Annotated in this window: 9 protein-coding genes; 7 read left to right on the forward strand and 2 right to left on the reverse strand. The window is 64.8% G+C overall.

Annotation, left to right across the window (positions count from 1 at the left end; translation table 11 throughout):
- Nucleotides 1-7: 7 nt before the first annotated feature.
- The 6 genes from mnmE (at nt 8) to ACNFJ7_RS12735 (ending at nt 6,753) form a co-directional block, all read left to right on the forward strand.
- Nucleotides 8-1,294, forward strand: coding sequence for a tRNA uridine-5-carboxymethylaminomethyl(34) synthesis GTPase MnmE (gene mnmE / locus ACNFJ7_RS12710; protein WP_019369112.1), 1,287 nt, complete (start codon nt 8-10; stop codon nt 1,292-1,294).
- A gap of 82 nt (nt 1,295-1,376) precedes the next feature.
- On the forward strand, nt 1,377-3,212 hold the full coding sequence (gene mnmG, locus ACNFJ7_RS12715; protein WP_019369113.1) for a tRNA uridine-5-carboxymethylaminomethyl(34) synthesis enzyme MnmG: 1,836 nt from the start codon (nt 1,377-1,379) through the stop codon (nt 3,210-3,212).
- Entirely contained in the window at nt 3,209-3,832 is a 624-nt protein-coding gene (rsmG, locus tag ACNFJ7_RS12720; RefSeq protein WP_019369114.1) for a 16S rRNA (guanine(527)-N(7))-methyltransferase RsmG, read from the forward strand. The genes mnmG and rsmG overlap by 4 nt, the downstream gene beginning before the upstream one ends.
- Nucleotides 3,829-4,611 (forward strand): ParA family protein, encoded by a 783-nt coding sequence (locus ACNFJ7_RS12725; RefSeq protein WP_019369115.1) that lies wholly within the window; start codon nt 3,829-3,831, stop codon nt 4,609-4,611. The genes rsmG and ACNFJ7_RS12725 overlap by 4 nt, the downstream gene beginning before the upstream one ends.
- Nucleotides 4,608-5,504: a ParB/RepB/Spo0J family partition protein gene (locus ACNFJ7_RS12730; RefSeq protein ID WP_019369116.1), complete on the forward strand. Its 897-nt coding sequence runs from the start codon at nt 4,608-4,610 to the stop codon at nt 5,502-5,504. The genes ACNFJ7_RS12725 and ACNFJ7_RS12730 overlap by 4 nt, the downstream gene beginning before the upstream one ends.
- 64 nt (nt 5,505-5,568) lie before the next feature.
- Nucleotides 5,569-6,753 (forward strand): FAD-binding domain-containing protein, encoded by a 1,185-nt coding sequence (locus ACNFJ7_RS12735; protein ID WP_019369117.1) that lies wholly within the window; start codon nt 5,569-5,571, stop codon nt 6,751-6,753.
- Between the two features lie 25 nt (nt 6,754-6,778).
- On the opposite strand, the gene ACNFJ7_RS12740 is transcribed toward ACNFJ7_RS12735, so the two are convergent.
- Together ACNFJ7_RS12740 and ACNFJ7_RS12745 are read right to left on the reverse strand one after the other, a co-directional pair.
- Nucleotides 6,779-8,680 (reverse strand): NPCBM/NEW2 domain-containing protein, encoded by a 1,902-nt coding sequence (locus tag ACNFJ7_RS12740; protein ID WP_019369118.1) that lies wholly within the window; start codon nt 8,678-8,680, stop codon nt 6,779-6,781.
- Complete coding sequence (locus ACNFJ7_RS12745) at nt 8,677-9,753, reverse strand: alpha/beta hydrolase (protein ID WP_019369119.1); 1,077 nt, start codon at nt 9,751-9,753, stop codon at nt 8,677-8,679. The genes ACNFJ7_RS12740 and ACNFJ7_RS12745 overlap by 4 nt, the downstream gene beginning before the upstream one ends.
- Nucleotides 9,754-9,944: 191 nt before the next feature.
- Here ACNFJ7_RS12745 and ACNFJ7_RS12750 point away from each other — a divergent pair, with 191 nt between their 5' ends.
- Entirely contained in the window at nt 9,945-12,008 is a 2,064-nt protein-coding gene (locus tag ACNFJ7_RS12750) for an alpha-L-arabinofuranosidase C-terminal domain-containing protein (RefSeq protein ID WP_019369120.1), read from the forward strand.
- Nucleotides 12,009-12,019 lie beyond the last annotated feature (11 nt).

Genomic DNA, 12,019 nt, shown 5'->3' on the forward strand with positions numbered 1-12,019 from the left:
GGCCGGCATGGACACGATCTTCGCGGTTTCCAGCGGCGCCTTGCCTGCCGCGATCGCCGTGCTGCGTATCAGCGGGGAAAAGGCATTTGCTGCGGCGCAGCAAATGATCGGAGCGCTGCCCCCTGCGCGCAGGGCAGGCGTACGCCGGCTTCGCGACCCATCCGATGGCGGAACGCTGGACGACGCGCTGGTGCTTTGCTTCCCGGGTCCGCGCACCGCGACCGGCGAGGATCTTGTCGAGCTTCATCTCCATGGCGGGCGTGCGGTGGTACGCGCGGTGGAGGCGGTTCTGGCCGGCATGCCTGGCTTGCGGGCGGCGGAAGCGGGAGAATTCACGCGTCGCGCGCTGCTGCACGGCCGGCTGGATTTGAGCGAAGCGGAAGGCTTGGGTGACCTTCTGATGGCCGAGACGGAGGCGCAGCGTCGCGCGGCGGTGCGCAGTGCCGGCGGCGCCGTGCGACGGCATGCAGAAGCCTGGGCCGAGCGCTTGTTGGCCGTCGCCGCGCGCATCGAAGCCGAACTTGACCATGGTGACGAGGACGATGTGGCGGGTGACGATCCGCTGCCAGCATTGCGCGTGCAGGCTGAGGCGTTGGCGCAGGATATCATGGTCGTCGCGATGCGGCCGCCAGTGGAGCGCCTGCGCGACGGGCTGCGGGTTGTGCTAGGGGGGCCGCCGAACGCGGGAAAGTCTACCTTGTTCAATGCACTGGCCGATCGCGATGCGGCGATCGTGTCGCCGATTGCGGGCACGACGCGTGACAGGATCGAGGTGCCTGTCGTGCGCGCGGGGATCGCATGGCTGCTGATCGATACGGCGGGACTTGCCGAGGCTACCGATGATCCGATCGAAGCGATCGGCGTGGAACGAGCCCGGTCGGCACTTGCCGAGGCTGATCTGCTGTTATGGCTCGGCGACGATGCCCCGCCTGCGCACCCTGCCAGCCTGTGGATCCATGCGCGGGCGGATGCACCCGAACGAAGGGCACCGCGCCCGGAGCAGATTGCCATATCAGTGCAGCAGGGCAGGGGACTGGAACTGCTATGGGCACGTATGGCCGAGATTGCCACCGAGTTGCTGCCGCCGCCGGATATGGTGGCACTCAATGCACGGCAGCGGCATTTATGTTGCACCGCAGCGGAGGCGCTGCACCGCGCTGCGCTCTTGGACGACTCCCTTCTGTTTGCGGAGGAGGTCCGGGCGGCGCGGCTGGCTATCGACGCGATCACCGGGCGAGCGGGGGTGGAAGACGTGCTGGATGCCTTGTTCGGGCGCTTCTGTATCGGCAAGTAAATGTTCCACGTGGAACGCAGAACAAGCTCCTTCGGTCGATCGGGGACTGGACAAGGATGCGCAAACAAAGTCTAGCAGCCGCATGCAATTCGATGTGATCGTCATCGGCGGTGGCCATGCCGGTACGGAAGCAGCAGCGGCGGCGGCACGCCGCGGTGCCCGCACCGCCCTGCTCAGCTTCGACCTTACCAAGCTCGGCGCCATGTCGTGCAATCCTGCGATCGGGGGCTTGGGGAAGGGGCACCTCGTGCGTGAGATCGACGCGCTGGATGGCCTGATGGCGCGCGCGGCTGACGCAGCCGGCATCCATTATCGGATGCTCAACCGATCGAAGGGCACGGCAGTGCAAGGGCCGCGCGTGCAGGCGGATCGCATTCGCTATGCAGCGGCGGTTCAGCAGATGCTGCTCAGCCAGCCTGGGCTGTCGCTGATCGCGGGAGAGGCCGAAGCGCTGCTGCTCGAGGGTGATCGCGTAACGGGCGTGCAGCTGCGGGACGGCAGCTCGCTTTCCGCTGCAGCCGTTGTGCTGGCAACCGGGACGTTCCTGGGCGGCAGGCTGTACCGCGGCGAGGAGCGGATGGAGGGCGGTCGCGTAGACGAAGCGGCTGCCCTGCGGCTGGCAGCGCAGTTGCGGGAGCTCGCCCTACCAATGGGCAGGCTGAAAACCGGCACGCCACCTCGGCTCGATGGTCGGACAATCGACTGGACTCGCACCGAGGAGCAGCCGTCCGACGCGGAGCCTTGGACAATGTCCCCGGTCACCGTATCGCGCCCGTTGCCGCAGCTGCACTGTGCAGTGACGCGAACAACCCACCGTACGCACGACGCGATCCGCGGCGGACTATCTCGTTCGCCTCTGTTCACCGGCGCAATCGAAGCGCAAGGGCCACGCTATTGCCCCTCGATCGAAGACAAGGTCCACCGATTCGGCGACCGCGACGGACACCAGATCTTTCTGGAGCCGGAAGCGCTCGACCACCACTGGATCTATCCCAACGGCCTTTCGACCTCGCTTCCGGTCGACGTGCAGCAGGCGATGATCGCGTCGATTCCGGGGCTCGAGGCGGCAGTGATCACCGTTCCTGGTTATGCGGTGGAATATGACTATATCGACCCGCGCGCACTCGACTCTACGCTGAGCCTGCCGCAAATCTCCGGCATCTTTTTCGCTGGCCAGATCAACGGCACGACCGGATATGAAGAGGCGGGCGGACAGGGCCTGATCGCCGGCGCCAATGCGGCCGCGCATGCGCTCGGGCTGGCACCGTTAGTGCTGGATCGCGCAACTTCCTATCTTGGGGTAATGATAGACGATCTCGTGCTGCAGGGCGTCACCGAACCTTATCGAATGCTTACTGCGCGGGCCGAGTTCCGCCTGCGGCTTCGAGCAGACAACGCAGAAACGCGATTGGGCCCGATCGGAGCGACATTGGGATTGCTGGGGCCTGCGCGCCGTGGACGGCTGGAGGCGCGCAGCGCGGGGAGGGCAATGCTTGATTCGCTCTTTGCTGTCGAGCGGACAGCGCATGCGCTGGCTGCACGGGGCGCGCCGGTGGCACAGGATGGTGCGCGGCGTCCTGCGCGCGATTGGCTGCGCTTTCCAAGCGTTACGCTTGATCATGTGCTGGACGATGTACCAGACGTGGATCCTGCGCTGCTCGCCGAATATGTCGAAGATGCCCGCTACGCGCCATATCTGGAGCGCCAGGATGCCGAGGTGGCGCAATTGCGGGCGAATGACGCGGTCCGGTTGCGCGCCGACATGAACTATGCGGCGATACCTGGACTGTCGAACGAGATGGTCGAGCGCCTCAGCGCCGCGGCACCCGAGACGCTGGGCGCCGCCGCGCGCATCCGCGGGATAACGCCGGCGGCGCTATCTGCGATCCTTCTCCACGCGCGGAAGGCAGCTGCATGACCGAGGATGAGGCACGTGCCTGGGTCCGCGAGCGGTTTGGTGTTTCACGTGAAACACTATTGGCACGATTCGGCGATATTCTCGTAGAGGGAGCAGAGCACCAGAACCTGATCGCACGCTCTACCTTACCGGCGCTTTGGGGGCGCCACCTGGCGGATTCGGCGCAGCTTGTGCTGCTTGCGACCGGAGCGCGCGAGGGCGTGTGGCTAGATGTAGGTAGCGGGGCAGGCCTCCCTGGTATCGTCGTGGCGATCCTTACCGAGCGTCCAATGGTGTTGGTGGAGCCGCGCGCCAAACGGGTGGCCTTTCTTCGCGAGTGCGCCGAGACTTTGGGATTGGGCGATCGCGTGCGCGTCGTGCAGAGCAAGGTCGAAGCGTTCCGCCCCGATTCACCTGTAGCCGTCGTATCGGCGCGCGCGGTCGCGGAATTGTCAGTGCTGTTGTTATCCACAGTGTCGTGCACAGATTCGTCCACGATATGGGTGCTGCCAAAAGGACGAAGCGCGCATTCGGAGGTGGATGCCGCGCGTGCGAAATGGCAAGGTCGGTTCCACGTGGAACCCAGCATCACGCAGCCGGACTCGGGCATCGTGGTCGCAACACAGATAGGCGCCAGATGATCACCATCACGATCGCCAATCAAAAGGGCGGGGTGGGTAAGACCACCACGGCCATCAATGTCGGTACCGCCCTTGCCGCCACCGGCAAGCGCGTGCTGCTGATCGACCTCGACCCGCAGGGCAACGCATCGACCGGGTTGGGCATCGCCCGATCGCACCGAGAGCATTCGAGCTACGATCTGCTGGTCTCCGACGCGCAGCTAGAAGATGTGGCGGTTCCTACGGACGTTCCCGGCCTGGACGTCGTCCCCGCGACACAGGATCTGTCGGGTGCTGAGATCGAGCTGATCGAGTTCGATGCGCGCACGCATCGGCTCGATGCTGCCATTCGCCGGCATCAGGCGATGCGCTGGGACGTGATCCTGATCGATTGCCCGCCGTCCCTGGGCTTGCTGACCGTCAACGCCATGGTCGCATGTCATGCGCTGCTGGTGCCGCTCCAGTGCGAGTTCTTTGCGCTCGAAGGGCTCAGCCAGCTGCTCAACACCGTCGAGCGGATCCGCAGCCGCTTCAATCCAGGCCTGTCGATCCTCGGCGTGGCGCTGACCATGTATGATCGCCGCAATCGTCTGACGGATCAGGTTTCGGAAGACGTTCGGGCCGTGCTCGGCCGCGTCGTGTTCGACACTGTCATCCCCCGCAATGTCCGGCTTTCCGAAGCGCCCAGCCACGGCGTACCGGCGCTGATCTACGATCATCGATGCGCCGGCTCGGAAGCCTATATCGCGCTCGCGCGTGAAGTGATCGATCGTCTCCCCAACAGCAAGAAAGCTTCATGACCGATTCCCCCGCCGCCGCCCGCAAGCCCCGCCCCGGTCTCGGCCGAGGTCTGTCCGCGCTGCTCGGCGAAAGCGTTCCCGAAGAGCCGATCAAGGGTAACCCGACCAGTGCATCGGGGGTGCGGATGTTGCCGATCAGCGCGCTGATCGCCGATCCCAACCAGCCGCGCCGGCATTTCGACGAAGAGGCACTGGAGACCCTCGCCGATTCGATCCGCACGCGCGGCATGATTCAGCCGATCTTCGTGCGCCCGCATGGCCAGAATTTCCAGATCGTCGCCGGCGAGCGCCGCTGGCGGGCGGCGCAGCGGGCGCGGCTGCACGAAGTGCCGGTGATCGTTCGCGAGTTGACCGACGCCGAAACGCTTGAAATCGCGCTGATCGAGAACATCCAGCGGCAGGATCTGAACGCGATCGAAGAAGCGGAGGGCTATGCGCGGTTGATTCGCGAGTTCGGCCATACCCAGGAGGCGCTGGGCAAGATCGTCCATAAGTCTCGCAGCCATATCGCCAATCTGCTGCGCCTGCTCGATCTGCCGCCCAGCGTTCGTGAAATGGTGGTGGATCGTTCGCTGGAGATGGGTCACGCCCGTGCTCTTGTGGGCGCGCCCGATACGGAGAAGCTGGCCAAAGAAGTCGTGGCGAAAGGTCTTTCGGTTCGCGACGCGGAAAAGCTGGCGCGAAACGCGAAGCCCCTTCCCAAGCGGAAGGCGGGTACGGCGGCCCCGGAACGCGATCCCGACATCGCGGCACTCGAGCGACATCTCGGCGACGTCCTGGGTCTTAACGTGCGCATCGCGCATGGCGAAAAGGGTGGGGCGCTGACGGTGTCCTACTCAACGCTCGATCAGCTCGACATGGTCTGTCAGCGGCTTTCCGGCGAGCGCATCTAGCAGCGCCTTCCGATGTCCGAAATGTCAGGTGGGGCGGGCAGGGGGCCTATGGCACCTTTACGCCATGCTGCTCCAGACCTCCGGCGACCGCGCTTCGGTGCTCTCGTTCGACTTTCCGCTATCGCGCAGCGCAGCGCTCGCGCGGCTTGAAGCGTTCCTGCCCATGGCGGGGCGCAGCTATGCCGAACGTCGCAACGAGGTCGCAGCCTCTGGTCAGCATGGCGCGGTTTCGCGGCTCTCCGCAGCGCTGCGCCGGCGCCTCATCGGGGAAGACGAAGTTGCGGCGGCAGTGATTGCCGCGCACGGACGGGAAGGTGCCGCAGCCTTTCTTCGCGAGCTCACCTGGCGCACCTATTGGAAGGGATGGCTCGAACAGCATCCCTTTGTTTGGGAGTCTTGGAAGGCGACTGTCCAGTCCTTCCACGATGGCGGACTTCCCGCAGGATACCGCGATGCCGTTGCGGGTACGACCGGCATCGACGCGTTCGATGCTTGGGTCGCCGAGCTGCGCGCGACCGGCTATCTTCACAACTGGGCGCGCATGCAAGTCGCGTCGATCTGGATCTTCACGCTGGGGCTCCCCTGGGAGCTGGGTGCCGACTTCCTCTACCGGCAGTTGATCGACGCGGATCCAGCCTCGAATACACTGTCCTGGCGGTGGGTTGCCGGGTTGCACACGCAAGACAAAGCCTATCTGGCCAATGCCGAACATATTCGCCGACAAACCGGTGGAAGGTTCAATCCCAGAGGGCTCGCGCAAGAGGCGCGTGTTCCACGTGAAACACCCATGCCGCCAGCGCAGCTGCCGCGAACCATTACTGCGCCGAATATCGAAAAACCGACGCTGCTGCTGTTGACGGCCGAGGATCTGTCGCTGGACGTGCAGCCGGCGACGCAGCCACTGGCGGTGCGCCGGATCGTAGCGTGCCGGTCCTTGTGCAACGGACCCGCCGACATCGCAGCTACCGCCGACGGTCTTCAACGCGCCCAGGAGCGGTGGGGGGCACCCTCCGCCTGGGTAGCCTCGCTACAGGACGTGGTGGCCCAGGCCGCGGCAGAAGCGCTCCCGCAGATCGTCACCGGCTACGCGCCGGTCGGTCCGATTGCCGATGCGCTGGCGGACGCAAGACGAGAGGGTCTCGCAGTGGCAGAGCATCTGCGCGATTGGGATGCCCAGGCTTGGCCGCATTGCAAGCGCGGCTACTTCCACTTTGCCAAACAGGCGTCGACACTGCTCGCAAGCGAGTGACCAGCGCGTAGCACCGGCATCCTGCTTACCGGTGCAGCGCGGCGTTCCCCCAGGCGATCGGATCGGCAAAGCGCGGGTTGCCCGGCGTACGCGCCACCAATTCCACCAGCTTGGCGCCGCGGATATCGGCCTTGAGCATCACCGGTGCCTGGCCGAATCGCAGGGCGGGACTCTGTGCCCGAAGCTTGCCGTCGGCATAGACGTAGAAGGTAACGGCTTGGCCTCGATCGCGTGCGCTATCGTCCACGCCAACTTCCGCGCTGAATCGTGCGAAGCCTTCGCTTCGCACTTCGATGCGGGAATTCGCGAGCGCGCCGACGCCGGTTTCGAAGCTGCGGCCGCCTACGCCGAGCGTCTCGCCATAGACTGCGCGATCGGGCTGGGTGCCGCCCCAGCCGCCATAGCGGGGAGGTTCGCCATTGCCCTTGCTGCCGCGCCAAGGCAGCAGCGAGCGCCGCACGAGCGGCTCCGCCTGCGGCACGATCACGCCGTCCACCGCGGGGTTCACCCGGCCCGGCATCTCCGACAGATACAAGCCGTCGGCAAGCATGCGGGCGCCGCGTGCGGTGAAGACGCGGGCTTCGTGCGCAGCGAGGCGAAACGGCTTCTCGCCAGTGAAGCGAAGCGACTCGCCGCTCCACAGGTCGGTGAGTGCTATTTCAGCGTCGCCGCGCAACTTCAGATGTTGCGCCGTGAGCGTGGCGTCGAGCGGCAAATCCGTGCGATTGAAGATCGCAACGGCCTTGTCGCCATTGGCCAGTGTCTTGACGAAGATGTCGATATCATCGGAGTCGACTGCCAGGATCGCTTGGTTGCCGGCTGGATCCTGATTGAGCGCTATGATCCGGGCATTGCCCAGAATGTCGAGCAGTGCAGGGCTCGCCTTGCGCAGATCATAGCCGATCATCAGCGGCGCGTTCAGCATCGCCCATAGGCTGAAGTGCGCCCGCGCCTCCACCGGATGATCGGCGTCGAACGGTCCGGTGCCGACGAACAGCATATCGGGATCGTTCCAACTGCCGGGATGGGCATAGAAGGGGCGACGGGCCGCGCTGTCGAGATTGTGTAGCATCCGTCCCCAGCTGGGTGAGATATCCTCGCTGGTGCGCGACATGTTGCCCACTTGCTTGGCCCAGCTTCGCACGTCGGCAGCGCCCCAGATGCAGAGCGAGAAGACGAAGTCCTGATCCGGATTCCATCGATCGAGTGCCGCACCCACTTCCTCATACAGCCGGCGCACCGCGGCGACGTTCGTCCTCCCCAGCGAGTCGACATCCACCAGCGGTTCGAACGCGCGATACTGCCCGGCCTTCACGCGCGAGTCGCTCGCGGGGAGCCCGCGAATGCCGCATCCGTCCACCTTGATGAGATCGAAGCCCCAGTCCGCGAAATAGAGCCGTATGTCCTGGTCGACATGGCCGAACAGCCCCACTTCGCGCTCCAGCACCGTGCCTTCCGGCTGGCCGGGAAAGGTGGACGTGAAGACCTGGCCGCAGCTGTTCCGGCCGATATCGGAATAGATGCCGGCTTTCAGTCCCATGGCATGAAGCCGATCGGTGAGCGGACGGAAGCTGGTGGTGCCATCCGCCATCGCCGCTGAAGGGAAGGCCTTGGTGCGGATCACCATACGGCCATCGGGTTGGTTGCGGCGCAGCCACCAGCCGTCATCGATGTCGATATAGCGGTAGCCCTTGGCCGCCAGCCCGCTGTCCACGATCACTTTAGCCGACGCGAGCAGCTTCTCCTCGTCGATGTCGCTGGTGAATGCGTTCCAGCTGTTCCAGCCCATTGGCGGCAACGGCGCGGCGCCGCGATGCTGCGCAGTCCAGCGCCCTTTCGCCGCAAGTGGGTCGACCGTCTGAGCGGAGGTGGCGGCCGGAAGCGCCAATGCGGCGGCGACGGCGAGAAGTGAGAGGGTGCGGATCATCGTGCTTCACCGAAAGCAAGGTTGGTGCTGAAGAAGGGCAGCACATGGTTCTGGAATCGGTCCGCCACGGCGCTGGTATGGTCGCCAGGGTAGACGGTAAACTGGTTGGCTATTCCGTAGCGGTCCAGTGCCTCGTGCAGCTTCTGTGCATCGAACCGCAGCCCGTCCTTGTCGCCTACGTCGATGGCAATGGCGCGATAGCGGCGCAGGTTACCGACATATTGGTCGATAAAGGCCAGCGGCGCGTTTGCTGCCCATTTCGCCAGAACCTCGGCCCGCTGCTTCTCGTCTTTCCCAGGCAGATCGAGGTACAGCGGCGGCGCCTTCGGATTGGGCGACCAGGCAGCGGCAGCGGCCAGCGTCGCACGCAGGCCCCAGGGCAGCGCGGTGGCGGCTTCGCGCGACTTCACCGCGTTCAGCTGCGCCAGCGCGGCTTCGTCGAGCATGCCCGCGTCGCGAGCAGAGAGGCAGCAAGGGCTCATCATGTAGACGGCGCCGAATACATCGGCGTGCTTCATGCCGATTCGCGTCGCGCCATATCCGCCCATCGAATGGCCAACCAGGCCGCGGCTCTCCCGCTTGGCCAGCGTGCGATAATGCCCGTCGATATAGGCGACGAGATCGCGCGCAACGAATCGCTCGAAGTCTCCCGTGGTGGGCGAGCTCGAATACATCGATCCGTTGTGCAGCGTCCTGCTGTCGGGCAGCACCAGGATGACCGGCTTCGCGCCCAGTGCGAAGGCGCCTTCCACCACTTGCGGCACATGGATTTCTTGAATCCACTGCTCGACGCCGATCGAATAGCCGTGCAGCGCGTAGACGACCGGGTAGCGCTTGCGAGGATTGGCGGCGTAGCCGGGGGGAAGCACGACGATGACGTCGCGATCGGCGCTTTCGCCTTCCAGATTGCCTTCGATGGATGGCGCATGCACCTTGATCCGCTCGATTGCTACCGGGCGAGCACCGGAGACCACGGCCGGAACCGCTGTCTGCACCTGTGCGGATGCTGGTGGCGAGGCCAGCGCAACGCCGGTCAACAGAAGTGCCGCGGCCATATTCTTCAGCGTGCCCATTCTCGCTATCCTCTCTGTCGTGGTTGTCGTTCTTTTGTCCGTGCAAGGATTGGCAGCATGCCAGGCCGGGGATGCGCCAATTACGCCCCTGATGCAGCCAAGTTATAGAGATGTCGATCAAGTTTACGGTAGCGTTAACATCAAAGACGGCGTACAACAGGTAGGAGTAAATAAAAAGAGGGGAGAGGTTCATGGCGCCGTTTCGCACCGCCACGCCTGCGCTCGTGCTCGCGTTCACTATATCGGCTGCGCAAGGCCAGTCGCTTCAGGCGACGATCGATGCGGGGCGCCGATCGGCGCCCGTTACCAAATATGAATATGGCATGTTCATCGAGCCGATCGGCGGGCTGGTGGCGCGCACCCTATGGGCGGAAATGCTCGACGATCGGAAATTCTACTATCCTGTCGTGCCAGCCGCGCGGGACGTGCCGCCGCCGCCCAATGCAGAAGGTCGGCCGGGCGTAGCATATCGTAAGTGGCGGCCGGTCGGCGGCGACGATGCCGTCATCATGGACTCGCGCGATCCCTATGTCGGCACGCAGAGCCCCAGCGTTGCGGTGGATGCGGCCAATGCCCGCGGTTTGGCCCAGGCCGGGATCGGGGTGGTCGGCGGCAGGCGCTATCTCGGGTCGCTGTGGCTGAGCGGCGATGCCGGGGCGAAGGTGCAGGTGCGGCTCTCCTCGGGGCAGGGGAGCGATGCGGGCGAGACGGTGGTGCTGCCCGCGCCGGGCAGCGGCTGGCAGAAAGTAACCTTCGCCTTCACGCCCAAGACCGATTCCGACGATGCGCGGTTCGAAATCACGGGTACCGGCAACGGCCGTTTCCGCGTCGCCGCCGTATCGCTGATGCCGGCGGACAATGTCGAGGGTTGGCGTGCGGACACGATTGCGATTGCACGGTCGCTCAATTCGGGCTTCTGGCGGCTGCCCGGTGGCAATTTCCTGTCCGACTGGGACTGGCATGAAGCGATCGGCCCGCGCGACAAGCGCCCGCCGATGTTCGACCATGCCTGGAGCGCGATGCAGCCGAACGATCTGGGCATGGACGAATGGATGACATTGGCCCGCCTGATCGACGTCGAGCCCTATGTCACGGTCAATGCCGGGCTGGGGGACGCCAATTCTGCGGCCGAGGAGGTCGAATATCTCAACGGCCCGGCGACGAGCGAATGGGGCGCCAAGCGCGCCGCCAACGGCCATCCCGAACCGTATCGCGTGCGCTTCTGGAACATCGGCAACGAACCTTATGGGTGGTGGCAGATCGGCCGTACGACGCTCGATTACTTCATGATCAAGCACAATGATTTCGCCCGTGCGATGCGGGCCAAGGACCCGTCGATTGTGCTGATCGGATCGGGCGCGATGCCGGATCAGATGCATCCAAAGGGAACACAGGAAAATCCGACGCTCGCCAGCATCCAGCACAAGTTCGGCACGGAAGAGGATTGGACCGGCGGCCTCTTCGCCAAGGCTTGGGGCAATTTCGACGGCGTCAGCGAACATTGGTACGATCGTGCCGAGCAGCGCCCGAACGCACCCGCCGATGCCGAGCTGATCGAATATGTCCGCTCGCCGTCGAATCAGGTGCGGATGAAGGCCGAGGAGTGGAAGATCTACGAACAGCGGTTCCCCGCGATCCGGGAGAAGAAGATCTTCCTGTCGATGGACGAATATGCCTATTTCGGGCCGCCGACGCTGAAGAACGCGCTCGCCTATGCGATGGTGCTGCAGGAAATGCTGCGCCACACTGATTTCCTGACGATGGGCGCCTTCACTACCGGGGCCTCGACGATGGATATCACGCCGACCGCCTCGGTGCTGAACACCACAGGGCTTGTGTTCAAGCTGTATGGCGAGCATTTCGGCGCGGGGACGATTCCCGTCGCGCTTGATGGCAACGTGCCACAGCCCGATCCCAAACATGTCGTCGGCTACAGCCATCCCCAGGTTAAGGCGGGCAGCGCGACCTGGCCGCTCGACATGATTGCCGGGCTCAGTGCCGATGGCCGGACGCTCAAGATCGCAATCGTCAACGCGACCTATCAGCCGCAAAGCGTTGCGGTGGCGCTGAAAAGCGTGAAGACGCGCGGCGCCGGGCGGCAATGGCTGTTGACCGGCGCCTCGCTCGACGCGGCGAACAAGGTGGGTGCCGCACCGGGCGTCACCATCCGGGAGATGCCGGCACCGCCGCTCGGCACGCGCCTTACGGTGCCGGCCACGGCGACCGTCGTCTACGAGTTCCCGGTCCAGCCGTGATGCGGCTGCGT

Source organism: Sphingomonas sp. HT-1 (assembly GCF_048568905.1).
In the GTDB taxonomy this organism is placed as follows: domain Bacteria; phylum Pseudomonadota; class Alphaproteobacteria; order Sphingomonadales; family Sphingomonadaceae; genus Sphingomonas.